This window comes from Pseudomonas nicosulfuronedens (assembly GCF_005877905.1).
Classification (GTDB): domain Bacteria; phylum Pseudomonadota; class Gammaproteobacteria; order Pseudomonadales; family Pseudomonadaceae; genus Pseudomonas; species Pseudomonas nicosulfuronedens.
Genome location: NZ_SWDV01000054.1, coordinates 1 through 14481 on the forward strand (window position 1 = coordinate 1; position 14481 = coordinate 14481).

At 65.6% G+C, this 14481-nt stretch carries 16 protein-coding genes; 9 read left to right on the top strand and 7 right to left on the bottom strand.

Annotated features, from left to right (window positions below):
* The 3 genes from FAS41_RS28460 to FAS41_RS28470 all read left to right on the top strand — a co-directional run.
* On the top strand, positions 1-357 hold a 357-nt coding region (locus tag FAS41_RS28460; protein ID WP_218939140.1), incomplete at its 5' end, for an electron transfer flavoprotein subunit alpha/FixB family protein.
* Between the two features lie 77 nt (positions 358-434).
* Positions 435-1685, top strand: a complete 1251-nt coding sequence (locus FAS41_RS28465; RefSeq protein ID WP_126624777.1) for an OprD family porin — start codon at positions 435-437, stop codon at positions 1683-1685.
* 272 nt (positions 1686-1957) lie between these two features.
* On the top strand, positions 1958-2359 hold the full coding sequence (locus FAS41_RS28470; RefSeq protein ID WP_126624778.1) for a hypothetical protein: 402 nt from the start codon (positions 1958-1960) through the stop codon (positions 2357-2359).
* 167 nt (positions 2360-2526) lie between these two features.
* Here the strand turns inward: FAS41_RS28470 and FAS41_RS28475 are convergent, their stop codons facing one another.
* Together FAS41_RS28475 and FAS41_RS28480 are read right to left on the bottom strand one after the other, a co-directional pair.
* On the bottom strand, positions 2527-2751 hold the full coding sequence (locus tag FAS41_RS28475; protein ID WP_126624779.1) for a DUF2798 domain-containing protein: 225 nt from the start codon (positions 2749-2751) through the stop codon (positions 2527-2529).
* Positions 2748-3338, bottom strand: a complete 591-nt coding sequence (locus FAS41_RS28480; RefSeq protein WP_126624780.1) for a flavodoxin family protein — start codon at positions 3336-3338, stop codon at positions 2748-2750. Before FAS41_RS28480 ends, FAS41_RS28475 begins: the two co-directional genes overlap by 4 nt.
* Before the next feature lie 108 nt (positions 3339-3446).
* On the opposite strand from FAS41_RS28480, the gene FAS41_RS28485 reads away from it, so the two are divergent.
* Positions 3447-3878, top strand: coding sequence for a helix-turn-helix domain-containing protein (locus tag FAS41_RS28485; protein ID WP_126624781.1), 432 nt, complete (start codon positions 3447-3449; stop codon positions 3876-3878).
* Positions 3879-4105: 227 nt separating this feature from the next.
* On the opposite strand, the gene FAS41_RS28490 is transcribed toward FAS41_RS28485, so the two are convergent.
* Complete coding sequence (locus FAS41_RS28490; RefSeq protein ID WP_126624782.1) at positions 4106-4969, bottom strand: LysR substrate-binding domain-containing protein; 864 nt, start codon at positions 4967-4969, stop codon at positions 4106-4108.
* A 133-nt stretch (positions 4970-5102) separates the two neighbouring features.
* On the opposite strand from FAS41_RS28490, the gene FAS41_RS28495 reads away from it, so the two are divergent.
* From FAS41_RS28495 to FAS41_RS28510, 4 genes are read left to right on the top strand one after another with little or no spacing between them, the layout of a single operon-like run.
* A complete protein-coding gene (locus tag FAS41_RS28495; protein WP_126624783.1) occupies positions 5103-6158 on the top strand; it encodes an agmatine deiminase family protein in 1056 nt (351 codons plus the stop codon).
* On the top strand, positions 6158-7060 hold the full coding sequence (gene aguB / locus FAS41_RS28500; protein ID WP_138526657.1) for an N-carbamoylputrescine amidase: 903 nt from the start codon (positions 6158-6160) through the stop codon (positions 7058-7060). The genes FAS41_RS28495 and aguB overlap by 1 nt, the downstream gene beginning before the upstream one ends.
* A 2-nt stretch (positions 7061-7062) precedes the next feature.
* Complete coding sequence (locus FAS41_RS28505) at positions 7063-8160, top strand: extracellular solute-binding protein (RefSeq protein ID WP_138526658.1); 1098 nt, start codon at positions 7063-7065, stop codon at positions 8158-8160.
* A 10-nt stretch (positions 8161-8170) separates the two neighbouring features.
* The gene (locus tag FAS41_RS28510) at positions 8171-9274 is read left to right on the top strand and encodes an agmatine deiminase family protein (RefSeq protein WP_171049570.1); all 1104 of its coding nucleotides are present in this window, start codon (positions 8171-8173) and stop codon (positions 9272-9274) included.
* A 314-nt stretch (positions 9275-9588) separates the two neighbouring features.
* Here the strand turns inward: FAS41_RS28510 and FAS41_RS28515 are convergent, their stop codons facing one another.
* The 3 genes from FAS41_RS28515 to FAS41_RS28525 all read right to left on the bottom strand — a co-directional run bounded on the left by FAS41_RS28515 (position 9589) and on the right by FAS41_RS28525 (position 13178).
* A complete protein-coding gene (locus FAS41_RS28515) occupies positions 9589-10353 on the bottom strand; it encodes an SIR2 family NAD-dependent protein deacylase (RefSeq protein WP_425049044.1) in 765 nt (254 codons plus the stop codon).
* Entirely contained in the window at positions 10350-11873 is a 1524-nt protein-coding gene (locus FAS41_RS28520; protein WP_138526659.1) for a sensor domain-containing diguanylate cyclase, read from the bottom strand. The genes FAS41_RS28515 and FAS41_RS28520 overlap by 4 nt, the downstream gene beginning before the upstream one ends.
* Positions 11874-11981: 108 nt before the next feature.
* Positions 11982-13178, bottom strand: coding sequence for a GGDEF domain-containing protein (locus FAS41_RS28525; protein WP_138526660.1), 1197 nt, complete (start codon positions 13176-13178; stop codon positions 11982-11984).
* A 214-nt stretch (positions 13179-13392) separates the two neighbouring features.
* Here FAS41_RS28525 and FAS41_RS28530 point away from each other — a divergent pair, with 214 nt between their 5' ends.
* Positions 13393-14022 (top strand): FMN-binding negative transcriptional regulator, encoded by a 630-nt coding sequence (locus FAS41_RS28530; protein WP_138526661.1) that lies wholly within the window; start codon positions 13393-13395, stop codon positions 14020-14022.
* 50 nt (positions 14023-14072) lie between these two features.
* Here FAS41_RS28530 and FAS41_RS28535 read toward each other — a convergent pair whose 3' ends face one another.
* Positions 14073-14474: a hypothetical protein gene (locus FAS41_RS28535; protein ID WP_138526662.1), complete on the bottom strand. Its 402-nt coding sequence runs from the start codon at positions 14472-14474 to the stop codon at positions 14073-14075.
* Positions 14475-14481 lie beyond the last annotated feature (7 nt).

Here is a 14481-nt window from a genome sequence, read left to right on the forward strand (position 1 = left end):
ACCGCTGCCAAGATCGTCGTTTCCGGCGGCCGCGGCATGGGCAATGGCGACAACTTCAAGATCCTCTACTCCCTGGCTGACAAGCTGGGCGCTGCCGTCGGCGCTTCCCGCGCTGCCGTCGACGCCGGCTTCGTGCCGAACGACATGCAGGTCGGCCAGACCGGCAAGATCGTCGCTCCGCAGCTGTACGTGGCCGTCGGTATCTCCGGTGCCATCCAGCACCTGGCGGGCATGAAGGACTCGAAAGTGATCGTTGCGATCAACAAGGACGAAGAGGCGCCGATCTTCCAGGTCGCCGACTACGGCCTGGTCGCCGACCTGTTCGAAGCCGTACCGGAGCTGGAAAAGACTCTCTGACCCAGTTCTTCCCCTGGCCGGGCCAGCCTCATCGGCCCGGCGTTTTGCCAACACCCCAGTAGAAAGAAACAAGAACAATGAAAAATCGTCGTACCCCTGTGCTGGTCTCCGGACTGGCGCTGCTGCCCTCGTTCGCCCACGCGGATTTCCTCGCCGACAGCAAGGCCAGCATTGAAGCACGCAACTTCTACTTCAACCGCGACTACCGCCAGAGCGGCGCCGCCCAGTCCAAGTCCGAAGAATGGGCCCAGGGCTTCCTGCTGCGCTATGAATCGGGCTACACCGACGGCACCGTGGGTGTGGGCGTCGATGCCCTCGGCCTGCTGGGTCTCAAGCTGGATTCCAGCCCGGATCGCTCCGGCTCCGGCCTGCTGCCGTACTCGGCCAGCGACAAGCGCGCCGCCGACGACTACAGCGACCTCGGCCTGACCGCCAAGCTGCGCGTGTCCAGGAGCACGCTGAAGGTCGGCACGCTGCTGCCGAAGCTGCCGGTGGTGCAGTACAACGACACCCGCCTGCTGCCGCAGACCTTCCAGGGCGCGCTGGTGGAGTCCAAGGAACTCGACGACCTCGACCTGCAGCTCGGCCAGCTGCGCGAAGTGAAGCAGCGTGACTCCTCGAACAACGAAGACCTGTCGATGACCCGCGGCAACAAGCGCAACATCGTCACCGGCAGCCACCTCACCAGCGACCGCTTCAACATCGCCGGCGGCACTTATCGCTGGAACAGCCAGCTGAGCACCAGCTACCACTACGCCAACCTCGAAGACCTGTACCGCCAGCACTACCTGAGCCTGGTGCACACGCTGCCGATCGCCGAGGGCCAGTCGCTGAAGTCCGACATCCGCTGGGCGCGCTCCACCGATGACGGCGGCAGCAACGTCGACAACCGCGCACTCAACGCCATGTTCACCTACAAGCTCGGCAACCAGGCGTTCGGCCTGGGCCTGCAGCGCATGTCCGGTGACACCGGCTTCGCCTACCTGTCCGGCACCGACCCGTACCTGGTCAACTACGTGCAGATCGGCGACTTCGCCAACAAGGACGAACGCTCCTGGCAACTGCGCTACGACTTCAACTTCGCCTCCTACGGGCTGCCCGGCCTGAGCCTGATGACCCGCTACCTGCGTGGCGACAACATCGACCTGCTGAACGGGCAGGGCAACGGCAAGGAATGGGAACGCGACACCGACGTTGGCTACCTCGTGCAGAGCGGCCCGCTGAAGAACGTCGGCTTCAAGCTGCGCAACAGCACCTTCCGCAGCAGCTTCGGCAATGACATGGACGAGACTCGCTTCATTGTCAGCTACACCTTGCCGATCTGGTAAGGCTGTCTGAGGCCTTCCCGAGCACAGCGCCCGGGGAGGCTTCACCCCTTAGGTCGATGGGCAAGGCCGCTCCGGCAGGAATCCGGGACGAACGGCGCGAAAGCGCGTGCTTGAACGAGTGAGGGGCTGTTTCCTGCGTGCTGGTTGTCTCACTGGGCGAGGAAAAGTCTGGCCAGGGCCGGTGCCCTCGGCTTATAAAACCCCTTCGCCGCTGTAGACCCGCAGGGATGGCGGCCCCACGAGATCAAGGAACGATGATGCGACGAGTCACGATGATTCTGCTCGCTGCCGCCCTGTTGCAGGGCTGTGCGCACCAGAAGACCGGCAACCAGTGCGAAGACAACTTCAACACCGAAGGCGGCTTCATCGCCGGCAAGACTTTCACTTCCAACGTCCAGCTGGACATGCCGGTGTCCAAGGTATTCGACCGGGCGCAGAAGACGTTGGTGAAGGAAGGTTTCACCATCCAGAACGCCGACGAGAAGAGCGGCACCATCTCCGCCTATCAGGGCGTGATCCTGAGCAGTCGTAACGCACCGTTGAACGTCGTGGTGGAAAAGTCAGGCTCCGGCTCCAAGGTAAGCTATGTCTTCGTCACCCTGGGGGGGATGTACACCACCGAGGGCGCGGTGCGTGACGGCTTCTGCCGGTTCACCGACGGGATTCGCGAGTAACCGCTAGCCCCTGCAGGAACTCGTTGCCTCGACGGCTTTTGTAGGGCGGGTAGAGCGCAGCGATACCCATGCCGTGGCGTGGTACGAAGCGATGGGTATCGCTGCGCTCCACGCCATCCTACGCACGAGGCCCCCGGATGTTCCTTTTCAGGGTGGCGCCATCGGGCCTACGCGCGGACCAGCTTCTCCACCAGGCGGCGAGTGAGTGGGGTGATGACCAGCACCAGCGGGAAGGCGATGCCCCAGCTAGCAAGCCACGCGCCGAGCCAGAACTGGGCGAAGTCGGGTGCCAGGCCGATGGCGCGGCCGGTGGAAAGGCCGGAGACCAGCAGGGTCATCACGCCGGACAGCATCAGGGCAAACAGCAGCGGGGCGTAACGGCGCGGGATCATGCGTGGCACTCCTGCGCGGGCTCGAGCTCTGGCTGCTGAAGGCGGCTGAGGGTTTCGGCGAAATGCTGGCCGAACAGGTGCGCGGTCTTCAGGTCGCCGGGGCAGAAGTCCGGAGCAGTCTTGTCGGCCTGGGCCATCAGCCCGGACCAGGAGCCGAGGCGGTTGGCGGCTTCGCTCTCGGGCACGCCCCGGTGTTGTTCGGGAAGGATCGGGTTGCCGGCCCAGAGCATCCCGTGCTGCATGCAGAAGGTGAACATTGAGATCAGCGTGGATTGCTTGTCGCCGGCCGGCAGTGCCGAGACAGTGAAGCCGGCGGCGAGGCGGCCACGCAGCCTCTGCTGGCGCCACAACGGGCCGGTGGCATCCATCAGGGCTTTGAGCGGTGCCGAGACGCCGCCCAGGTAAGTCGGCGAGCCGAGGATCAGGCCGTGGTAGGCAAGCAGCGCTTGTGGCCGTTCGATCAGCTCGTGGGCCTGGAGCAACTGCACTTCGCAGCCGGGCACCCGGCGAGCGCCGTTGGCGATGGTCAGGGCAATGCGCTCGGTGCGGCCGCTGGCACTGTGGTAGACGATGGCGATGCTTTTCATTGGGTTCTCCTGTTTCTCACGCAAGGTCAAAGCCGCGTCCGGGTTGACCGGCAAGGGCTTTGGCGTGAACCTACAAGTTCAAGCGAACTTGAGGTCAAGAGGTGTTCCATGGATATCGCTGACGTGGCCAGACGCTCCGGCGTGCCGGCATCGACCCTGCGTTTCTACGAGGAGAAGGGACTGATCGCTTCGCTGGCCAAGCCCGGCGCGCGCCGCCAGTTCGCGCCGCAGATTCTTGACCAGTTGGCGTTGATCACCCTGGGGCAGTCGGCCGGATTCAGCCTCGAGGAGATCCGCTCGATGTTTTCCGGTGACGGCGGGGCGAATATCGACCGGCAGATGCTGGAGGCCAAGGCGGACGAGCTGGATGCCACGATCAAGCGTTTGCGGGCGATGAGTCGCGGGTTGCGCCATGCGGCGGCGTGCCCGGCGCCCAGCCACGCGGAGTGTCCGACTTTCCAGCGATTGGTAAAGACGGCGGCGGAGAGCGCGCTGGCGGGGAAGAAGGAGCGAGGGCGGTTGAAAACGGGGAAGGCCTGATTGGTGGTGTTTTCGAAGGGCGAATAACCCGGAACGGGTTATTCGCCGACAAGGCGGATAACGCCATAGGCGTTATGCGCCCTACGGTGGTGAAAGTCCTGCGTGGGGAGCGGGGGGGGGGGCGGTTGGCACAGCTCTTCGCAGGGTCGAGGGGACGCCCAGTCCTTGCTCGCGAACAGAGTCAGCCGGCCACTCCGGTGCTGGGTCGTTCGCGAGCAAGCTCGCTCCTACAGGGAAGCGCTCAGCGCGGCGGATAGCCACTCGCAGAAGCCCACCGCCTGGGCATTGCGCTCGCTCTGCTGGTGCACCAGCAGTGACCAGTTCGGTCCGCGCACGGTCTGCTCGCTGAGTGGGGTGAGCAGGCCATTGCTACGGGCATCACCGGCCAGCAACTGGCTCACCAGCGCGATACCCAGCCCCTGGCTGGCAGCGTCGAGCAGCAGTCCTGGATCAGAGAAGTTCAGCCCCTCGCTGCGCTGGCCGACGTCCGCTCCACCCTGCACCTGCCAGTGCGCCCAGTCCATTTCCCGTTCGCCGTGCAGCGTGGTGCGCGCAGGCTCCGGCTGCGTCAGCAGAGAAGGGTGGCAAGCCGGATAGAGACGATCCTCCAGCAGCACGCGGAAGCGGCACTCGGCCTGGGCAGTGAGATCGTCGCGCACAGCGATGTCGATGGTCTGGCTGGCCATGTCCGGGGTTTCGTCGGTGGTCAGCAGCCAGAGGTCGATCTGCGGGTGGTGTGCGTGGAAGTCGGCCAGGCGCGGTACCAGCCAATGGCGGGCAAAGGCCGGGGTGGTGTTGACCACCAGTTGGTTGGGCTTGCGGTACTGGTCCAGGCGGCGGATGCCCACGGCCAGTTGCTGCAGCATCGATTGCGTGGTGCTGAGCAGGTCGGCGCCGGCGTCGGTCAGCGCGACCTTGCGCCCTGAACGATAGAACAGCGGCTGCTCGACGAAGTTTTCCAGGCTGCGGATCTGCTGGCTGATGGCCGACTGGGTGAGGTGCAACTCCTCGGCGGCCTTGTGGAAGCTGCCCAGGCGCGCGGCGGCTTCGAAGCCGCGCAGGGCATTCAGGGGTGGCCAGTGTTTGAGCATGATCGATAAGTTCGTCTAATCAGATTTACGCAAAATCTATCGTTTGTTGTGACGTTTTCACAGGCCTAGCATTGTCATCAGGCGCCGCTTAACCCTTTCCATCCGATAAAAATTCCTTACCTAAGGTTCGAATATGCATCGCAATGACGATAGGCAGAACGGCTGGCGCATGCCTGCCGAATGGGTCAACCACGCGGCGACCTGGATGGCTTTTCCGCACAACCGTCCGCTCTGGGAGGGCGGCTGGCGCGTCACCCTGGAGCAGGTGCAGGAAGACTTCGCCCGTGTCGCCAACGCCATTGCCCGCTTCGAGCCGGTGAAGCTGGTGGTGGACCCGTCCGCCGTGGCCCGCGCCGCCGAACTCTGCGGGCCGAATGTCGAGCTGGTGCCGCTGCCCATCGACGACAGCTGGTGCCGTGATTCCGGGCCGACCTTCGTCTGCCATCCGCAGCAGGGTGTAGCCGGCGTGAGCTGGCGCTTCAACGCCTGGGGCGGCAAGTCCGAGCACACCCTGGACGAAGGCCTGGGCCGTCGCATTCTCAATAACCTCGGGTTCGACTGCTTCGGTACGCCGCTGTCCAACGAGGGCGGGGCGATCCATGTGGACGGCGAGGGCACGCTGATCACCACCGAGTCGGTGCTGCTCAACCCCAATCGCAACCCTGGCGTGAGCAAGCGCGAGATGGAGGAAATCTTCAGCCGCCTGCTGGGTGTGACCAAGACCATCTGGCTGCCGGGCGACCCGCAGTACGTCACCGGTGACATGACCGACGGCCACGTCGATGGCGTGTGCGCCTTCGCCCGTCCTGGCGTGCTGCTGGTGGATGCTACCCACGATAGCTCCAGCGTCTACGCCCAGGTCGCGAAGGAAAACCGTCGCGCGCTGGAATTGGCCACCGATGCCCAGGGGCGCTCCTTCGAGCTGATCGAACTGTTCGAAGCCAGCGCCGCGGTGGACCCGGAGGCGGAAGTGTTCTGCGCCTCCTACACCAACTTCTACCTGGCCAACGGTGCGGTGATCATGCCGGCCTACGGCATCGCCGCCGACGACGAAGCCGCCGCCGTGCTCGCCCGTGCTTTCCCCGGTCGCGAAGTGGTGCCGGTGCGCATCAATAACCTGGCCCACGGCGGCGGCGGTGTGCACTGCATTACCCAGCAGCAGCCGGCCTGGCCGCTGGGAGGCCTGTGATGAGCAAGCTGAGCGTCGCGGTGCTGCAGTTTTCCTGCAGCTGGGACCTGCCGCGCAACCTCGCCGAAGCCGAGCGCCAGGTGCGCGCGGCGGCGGCGGAGGGAGCGAAACTGATCCTGCTGCCCGAGTTGTTCGCCACGCCGTACTTCTGCATCGAGCAGGACCATTCCCACCTCGCCCTGGCCCAGCCGTATGACGACAGCCCGCTGCTGCAGCGCTTCGCCAGCCTGGCGGCAGAGCTGAACGTGGTGCTGCCGATCAGCTGGTTCGAACGGGCCGGTAACGCCTACTTCAATTCGCTGACCGTCGCCGACGCTGACGGCAGCCTGCTCGGGGTGTACCGCAAGACGCACATCCCCAACGCCATCGGCTACCAGGAGAAGGAGTACTTCAGCCCCGGCGATACCGGCTTCCGTGTCTGGGACACCGCCGTCGGCCGCCTCGGCGTGGGCATCTGCTGGGACCAGTGGTTCCCCGAGACTGCTCGCTGCCTGGCGTTGCAAGGCGCGGAGATGCTGCTGTTCCCCACCGCGATTGGCTCCGAACCGGGCGCCGAGCAGCTGGACTCCCGCGACCACTGGCAGACCGCCCAGCGCGGCCACGCTGCCGCCAACCTGCTGCCGGTGCTGGCCGCCAACCGTATCGGTGAGGAATTGGCGCCCAGTGATGACACGCTGCGCATGCGCTTCTACGGCTCGTCCTTCATCACCGACCACAAGGGCGCGCTGCTGGGCGAAGCCGGGCGCAACGAGACCGCCGTGCTGGTCCGCGAGCTGGACCTCGACCTGGCCCGCGAGGAGCGCCTGACCTGGGGCGTCTACCGCGACCGCCGGCCGGAAATGTACGGCCCGTTGCTCGGCCTCGATGGCCGCCACCTGCATCCGCGCTGGCAAGGAGTCTGACCATGAACAAGCACCTGATGATGGGCGCGCTGGGGTTGTCCCTGGCGTGCTGCCTGCAACCGGCTATGGCCGAAGAGAAGGTCCTGCGCCTGTTCAACTGGGCGGATTACTTCGCCCCCGACACCCTGGCCAACTTCACGAAAGAGACCGGCATCCGCGTCATCTACGACGTGATGGACAGCAGCGAGACGCTGGAGGCCAAGATGATGGCCGGGCACAGCGGCTATGACCTGATCTTCCCCGGCGACACCGTCGCCGAGCGCCTGATGCGCGCCGGTGCGTTGCAGAAACTCGACGACAGCAAGCTGGAGCACATGGACGACATCGAAGCGGGCCTGCGCGACCTGCAGACCAAGTACCCGTACTCGCGGCATGCCGTGGTGCCCTACACCTGGGGCAGCATCGGCCTGACCTACAACCAGGCAAAGATCGAGCAGCGCATGCCCGGCGCGCCGGTGAACAGTCTTGACCTGATGTTCAAGCCGGAGATGGCCAGGCACTTCGCCGACTGCGGCATCTCGATGATCGACTCGCCGGACGAAGTGCTCGCCGTGGTGCTCAACTACCTTGGCCGCGACCCACGTAGCGGCAAGCCGCAGGATCTGGCGGACGCACTGGCGGTGCTCAACGGCATCCGCCCGTATATCCGCAAGTTCCAGTCGCAGCCCGTCACTCAACTGGTCAATGGTGACCTGTGCCTGTCGCTGGGCTACAGCGGTGACGTGATCCAGTCGCAACGCGCCGCCGACGAGGCGAAGAAGCCCGAGCGCTTCGAGTACCGCGTGCCGCGCGAAGGCACTTCGGTATGGATGGACACCATGGCCATTCCCGCGGACGCGCCGCACCCGGAGTATGCCTACGCACTGATCAACTACCTGATGCGTCCGGAGGTGATGGCGGCGATCAGCAACGCCACCGGCTACCCGACGTCCAACGCCAAGGCGCGCCCGATGGTCGAGGCGAGCATGCGCGACAACCCGGACATCTATCTTGATGAGAAGGCCTACGCGCGACTGTTCCCCGGCAAGGACATCCCGCAGCGCGACATGCGTTCACGGATGCGCACCTGGACCAGCTTCAAGACCGGCACCGGCGGCTGAGGAGGCGAGGATGATGACACGCAGGAACCTGCTCGGCGCCGGCATGACGCTGGCGACGGGCCTCGGGCTGGGCCTGGGCCGCGTCGCCCTGGCGGCGAAGCCCTGGTACATGCCCGACGAGCACCGCAAGCAGGAGCGGGTGTTCGTTGCCTATGCGGCGAGCGCCGACATCTGGGAAGACATTGCTCCGGATGTCAACGCCACGGTGGCGCGACTGGCTCGCGCCATTGCCGAATTTCAGCCGGTGACGGTGCTCTGCCGGCCGGAACAACAGGCCGAAGCCAAGCGCGCGTGCGGCGGCCAGAACGTCGACTTCCTGCCTGTTCCGGTGGACGACATCTGGGTGCGCGACTACGGCGGCTGCTTCCTGGTCAACGACGCGCCGGGCGGCATGGCGCTGGCCGACTTCAACTTCAACGGCTGGGGCGGCAAGCAGCACGCCGAGCGCGACCGCAAAGTGTCGGCGGCGCTCGCCGAGGACCTGGAAGCCAAAGCCCTCGTCAGCGAGCTGTGCGGGGAGGGTGGCGGCATCGAGGTGGACGGCCACGGCACGGCGATCTTCACCGAGAGCTGCTGGCTCAATGACAACCGCAATCCGGGCTGGACGCGCCCGCGTATCGAGGCCGAGCTCAAGCACATGCTGGGGCTGCGCAAGGTGATCTGGCTGCCGGGCATCCGCGGCAAGGACATCACCGATGCGCACGTGGATTTCTATGCGCGCTTCGTCGAGCCGGGTGTGGTGGTGGTCAACCTGGACAACGACAAGCGCTCCTACGACTACGAGGTCACTCGCCGGCACCTGGAGATTCTGAGGAGCGCCACCGACGCCGATGGGCGCAAGCTTGAACTGCACAGTCTGCCGCCGCCGATGAACCCCAAGGCGAACGCCTACAACCGCGACAACCCGGACTTCGCCGCCGGTTACATCAACTACCTGCCGGTGAACGGCGGGGTGATCGCGCCGAAGTTCGGCGATGCGGCGGCCGATGAGCATTGTCACGCCTTGCTCAGCGAGCTGTATCCGGACCGGGAGATCGTGCAGCTGAACATCGACCCGATCGCCGCCGGCGGTGGCGGCATTCACTGTGTGACCTTGCAGATGCCGGCGGTGTAGGCCGCCTCGCGCCGCCTGCCTCTTCGTAGAAGCGAGCTTGCTCGCGAATTGGATTTCCCAACGGCGCCGAGCTGCGCGGGGTTGTGAGCAAGAACTGAGCGTCCCCCTCGCTCCTACAAGTCCGTTATCGCTGGATGTGCCACGGGAGGCCGGCGAATTCGTTTTCGGCGGATAACCCGTTCCGGGTTATGCGCCCTACGGTGGGGTCAGCTTCGTAGGATGGGTGGAGCGTAGCGATACCCATGCAGTTCGAGCTGGGAATGATGGGTATCGCTGCGCTCCACGCCATCCTACGGTCGAAAGTTGTTGCGCGATCAGTGCTCGGCGAACGCCTCGTTCAGCAATGCGGGCAGGGCAATGCCGGCTGCGCTGGCGAGGGCGAAGTCGCGTTCGCCGTGCAGGGGGCCGGGGACGGGATTGATGTGGAGGACGGTCGCGCGAAGGCGCCAGGCGATCTCGGGAATTTCCGCCGCCGGGTAGACCACGCCGGACGTGCCGATGGAGATCAGCAGGTCGCATTGTTCGGCGGCCTGGAAGGCATGGGTGATGGCGTCCATCGGCAGGCTTTCGCCGAACCACACCACGCCGGGACGCAGCGGGCCGCCGCAATGGGCGCAGGCCGGTGGTTGCACGCGGCGGCCGGCCTCGGGTTCGTCCGGTACCGGCAACGGCGCGTCCGGGTCACGCTGGCACTGGAAGCAACGCGGGCGTTCCAGCTGGCCATGCAGGTGGGTGACGTCCAGGCTGCCGGCACGCTCGTGGAGGTCGTCGACGTTCTGGGTGATCAGCGTGAGCTTGGGTACCTTGCTCGCCAGAGCGGCGATGGCCAGGTGCGCGGGGTTGGGCTGTGCGCGATGGACGACGCTGCGTCGCCATTCATACCAACCCCAGACCAGCGCCGGGTCGGCGCGGAAGGCCTCGGCAGTGGCCAGTGAGGCGGCGTCGAAACGCTCCCACAGTCCGGTAAGGCGGTCGCGGAAGGTGGGAATGCCACTCTCGGCGGAAACGCCGGCACCGGTGAATACCACGACGTGGCGGGCAGTGCGCAGGGCATCGAGCAGGTCAGGGTCGAGGATCATGGCGCGGATTCCTGCGCGGCCGGAGCGCTTTCCAGGCGATTGCGGCCGGCCGCCTTGGCACGGTACAGCGCACGGTCGGCCGCTTCGATGAGGGCTTGTGGACTGCTGTCGTTGCCACCGGGCAGGGTAGCAATGCCGATGCTCGCGGTGATCCGGCCGACCGGGCTGCCGGCGTGGGTCAGGTTGGCCTGCCGCAGACGTTGCATGAATTGCTCGGCCACGGCCAGGGCGCCATCGGCTCCGGTGTTGGGCAGGATCACCGCCAGCTCTTCACCGCCATAGCGCGCGGCAAGGTCGCCGGGGCGACGCACGCTGTCGGCGAGAACGCGGCCGATGCGCCGCAGGCAGTCGTCGCCGGCCGGGTGGCCGTAGGTGTCGTTGAAGCGCTTGAAGTGATCCACGTCGATCAGCAGCAGCCCCAACGGTGTGCGCTCGCGGTGTGCGCGTCGCAGCTCGGCGATCAGGTGCTCATCGAAGCTGCGGCGATTCTCCAGGCCCGTCAGCGGGTCGCGCGAGGCGAGCACCTCCAGCTGACGGTTGGCCTTGAGCAGGTCTTCGCGGGCGTCACGCAGCAGGCGCTCGGTGCCGATGCGCCGCTGGATGGCGAGGATCAGCAGGCTGCCGATGACGACGATGACCATCAGCAGGCCGAAGGCAATGGCCACCGTGCGCAGGGCATCGGCGGCCCAGGCGGCGAGGGCTTCATCCTTGCCCAGGGCCACCGAGGTCACCAGCGGGTAGCGCTCGTTCTTGCGGAAGGCGTAGATGCGCTCGATGCCGTCCAGCGAGGAGGCGAAGGTGGCGCTGCCGACCGCGGCGCTGTCCAGGTACTGGGTGAAGATCGGCGAGCGCGAGAGTACCCGGCCCATGTCGCTCTCGCGGAAGGGATAACGCACCAGTACCTGGCCGTTGCTGGTGGCCACGCCGATGGCGCCGGTCTTGCCGATATCGATCTTGCCGAACAGGCGGAGGAAGTCCTGCACGCCGAGGGCGGCGACTATCACTCCGGCGAAATTGCCCTGGTCGTCGTTGTAGCGCCGGCTGACAGTGATCACCCAGACGCCGGTGGATCGGCTGTGGATCGGCTCGCCGATGTAGGCCTCCAGTGAGGGATTGTCGCGATGGTGGATGAAGTAGGCGCGGTCGGCGCTGTTGGAGCCAGGCGGGAAGGGGCCGGTGGAGGTCATCAGCCAATTACCCTGGGCGTCGTAGATGCCTACGCCGTTGAGCTGCACCAGCAGGTGCTGCTGGCGCTGCACCAGTTCGTCCAGGCGCTGAAGTTGCGGAGCGTCGCGGCCTTCGTGCTCCAGGCGCTCGGCGAGGCCGAGCAGGAGCATGGAGCTCTGGGTGATAACGCCCTCGACATAGGTGTCCAGGGCCTGGGTGAGGTTGAGGTTGTGCGTGGTGGTTTCCGCCAGCGTGCGCTCGCGCGCCGACCACAGCTCCCACGCGGTGGCGGCGGCCACGGCGAGGCTGATGATCGACAGCAGGAGAATGGCAAGACGGATGTCGCGTTTCACTCTGGCCTCGTTGGGTCGGTCCCTGTGACGGTTGCCGTGCGCTGGGGGCTTCGCCCGGCGGGAATGCAGGGAGGCGCCGGTTGCATGCGCCCGGTTGCGTGTCGTTCGTCAGACGCCTGGCATGCCGCTGAGTTGCACACGGTTGCGACCTCTCTGCTTGGCCACGTACAGGTGCTGGTCGCAGCGGGCAAGCAACTCTCTTGGCTCCTGCAGCCCGCTCTCGTTGGCCATCGCCGCGCCGAGGCTGATGGTCAGGTGGCGCAGGCTGTCGGGCCGGTAGAAGTGCTCGATGCCCAGGCTGGCCACCTGCTCGCGCAGTCGTTCGGCCACACAGCGCAGGTCCTCGGCGCTGGTCGCTTCCAGCAGGATGGCGAACTCCTCGCCGCCATAACGATAGACGTTGGCGCGCCCGCCGCGCAGGGTGCCGACCAGGCTTTCGGCCACCTGGCACAGGCAACGGTCGCCGGCCTGGTGGCCGTAATGATCGTTGTAGGGCTTGAAGTAGTCGATGTCGGCCATCAGCAGGGCGAAAGGTCGGCCGTGGGCGCGCATGCCGTGCCAGCTCTCGTTGAGCTGCAGGTCCAGGGAGCGGCGGTTGCCCACGCCAGTGAGGCCGTCGGTGGCTGCCAGCTCCTGCAGCCGCAGGTTGAGCGCGGCCAGCTCCGAACGTTGGCGGCGCTCCTCCAGATCGGCGAGGAAGGCTTGGCGCACGCCCTTGATGTTGGTCCAGCTGATGAACAGGCTGAACAGAGCGATGGGCAGGTAGACCAGGGTAAAGATCAGCAGCGGCTTGGTCGCCCCGTCATGGATCAGCCAGACGTTGTAGAGAATGATCGCCGAGATGACCGCCGATACCACGGCGATGCCTTTGAAGGAATAGCGCACGCCGAGGTTGCCTAGCAGGATGAACACCACCGAGGCGTAGAGGAAGAACGGCACGTCGGGCGATGCACTGCGCTTGAGCAGTTCGAACCAGGCGATGGTCGAGATGATGTCGTGCACCGGCATCAGCAAGTCCATCACCAGGACGCTGCGGCTGAAGCGGAACACCAGGAAGATGTTGATCAGGCCGAGGAGGCTCAGGGTCGTGCGCAGGAATAGCGATTCCTTCGCCATGTCCGGAATCAGCAGGGCATCGGCCAGCACATAGGAGTCGTAGGCGGCCATGGCGATGAAGTTGATCGCCAGCAGGAAACGCCGGTAATGCTGGACCACGTACGCCTTGTAGGCATCCTGCAGGCGCGGCGGAATTCTCCCCTGGTACTGCTGCCGGGGAGGAACGGCGGGGAACTCGGGTGCGGTCATCGAAAGTGGGAGCCTGTGTCTGCCATCCGGGGCGAATGCTGGCCAAGGGCTAGAGTAGGGGGCGGCACCATCGCCGTCCAGCGGGGCGATGCATAGGCTGTACCAAAATATCGATCACCGGAGATTGGCTCTATTACCAATGGCATTAATGGATCTTTATAGGGTGCCAATGCCGCGGCATGATGGCCGCCACCACTCGCTGTCGAGGCCTTACATGTACCTACCCGCGCATTTCGAGGAAAACCGCCCGGAGGAGCTGCACCGGCTGATCCGTGAGCATCCCCTGGGCATTCTGGTCACCGGCCATGACAGCCTGCTGGACGCCAACCATCTGCCGTTCGAGCTGGAGCTTTCTGGCGAAAAACCGCTGCTGCGCGCCCACGTCGCCCGCAACAACCCGGTGTGGCGGGAGGCCGACGGTGAAGAGGTGCTGGTGATCTTCCGTGGCGAACACGCCTATGTCTCGCCCAGCTGGTACCCGAGCAAGCACGAGGCGCATCGCCAGGTGCCGACCTGGAACTACCAAGTGGTGCATGTACGCGGCCGTCTGAAGGTCATGGACGAGGAGCGCTTCGTGCGCGGCGTGGTCGGCCGCCTGACCCGTACCCACGAGGCCGGCGAGGACAAGCCGTGGAAGATGAGCGACTCCACCCCGGAATTCATCAGCGGCATGCTGGCGAACATCGTCGGCATCGAGGTGGAAATCGGCGAGATCATCGGCAAGTCCAAGCTCAGCCAGAACAAGGAGGACCGCGATCGGCTGGGGGCCGCGGCGGAGCTGGAGATACGCGGTAGCCACGAGCTGGCCGGGGCGATGCTCAAGTCCAGGGATGCGCAGGACTGACCTGTAGGAGCGAGCTTGCGCGCTCCTACAAAAAGCGCTGGGGTGTTGGGCTAGATGCCGCCCAGCAGGTCGTGAGCGTCCAGCAGGCGCCAGGCGATTTCCGGGTTCTTCTCCAGGCCCCGGCGGATCGCGGCGGGGATGGCCTGGCGGGTTTTTCGGCAGAGGCCGGGTTGCTCGTCGAAGTCGAACTCGATGCCGCGCATGGTGCGCACCTCGTTGAAGCCGGGGGCGATGTGCAGGCGAATGCCCAACTGATCGAAGAGCTTGTGCTGCAGGCGCTCCAGGTCCGCCAGGTCCTTGAGGTTTTCCAGGCGTTCGAGCAGGCGCTGTTCCTCATGCCGGGTCAGCAGCAGGATGCGCAGGTCGGCGTTGGGTGTCTCCAATAGCCGCTCCCGGTCGCAATTGCAGGCGCCGGGCGGACATTGCTGGCGGAGCGGGGGCGTGGTGGGCATGTCCCGA

Excerpts from the sequence above, each read along its gene's own strand:
- FAS41_RS28510 (WP_171049570.1), top strand. The coding sequence starts at position 8,171 with ATGATGACACGCAGGAACCTGCTCGGCGCCGGCATGACGCTGGCGACG.
- aguB (WP_138526657.1), top strand. The coding sequence starts at position 6,158 with ATGAGCAAGCTGAGCGTCGCGGTGCTGCAGTTTTCCTGCAGCTGGGAC.
- FAS41_RS28475 (WP_126624779.1), bottom strand. The coding sequence starts at position 2,751 with ATGATCCCGCGCCGTTACGCCCCGCTGCTGTTTGCCCTGATGCTGTCC.
- FAS41_RS28525 (WP_138526660.1), bottom strand. The coding sequence starts at position 13,178 with ATGACCGCACCCGAGTTCCCCGCCGTTCCTCCCCGGCAGCAGTACCAG.
- FAS41_RS28470 (WP_126624778.1), top strand. The coding sequence starts at position 1,958 with ATGATTCTGCTCGCTGCCGCCCTGTTGCAGGGCTGTGCGCACCAGAAG.
- FAS41_RS28515 (WP_425049044.1), bottom strand. The coding sequence starts at position 10,353 with ATGATCCTCGACCCTGACCTGCTCGATGCCCTGCGCACTGCCCGCCAC.
- FAS41_RS28485 (WP_126624781.1), top strand. The coding sequence starts at position 3,447 with ATGGATATCGCTGACGTGGCCAGACGCTCCGGCGTGCCGGCATCGACC.
- FAS41_RS28535 (WP_138526662.1), bottom strand. The coding sequence starts at position 14,474 with ATGCCCACCACGCCCCCGCTCCGCCAGCAATGTCCGCCCGGCGCCTGC.
- FAS41_RS28505 (WP_138526658.1), top strand. The coding sequence starts at position 7,063 with ATGAACAAGCACCTGATGATGGGCGCGCTGGGGTTGTCCCTGGCGTGC.
- FAS41_RS28480 (WP_126624780.1), bottom strand. The coding sequence starts at position 3,338 with ATGAAAAGCATCGCCATCGTCTACCACAGTGCCAGCGGCCGCACCGAG.
- FAS41_RS28465 (WP_126624777.1), top strand. The coding sequence starts at position 435 with ATGAAAAATCGTCGTACCCCTGTGCTGGTCTCCGGACTGGCGCTGCTG.
- FAS41_RS28495 (WP_126624783.1), top strand. The coding sequence starts at position 5,103 with ATGCATCGCAATGACGATAGGCAGAACGGCTGGCGCATGCCTGCCGAA.
- FAS41_RS28490 (WP_126624782.1), bottom strand. The coding sequence starts at position 4,969 with ATGCTCAAACACTGGCCACCCCTGAATGCCCTGCGCGGCTTCGAAGCC.
- FAS41_RS28530 (WP_138526661.1), top strand. The coding sequence starts at position 13,393 with ATGTACCTACCCGCGCATTTCGAGGAAAACCGCCCGGAGGAGCTGCAC.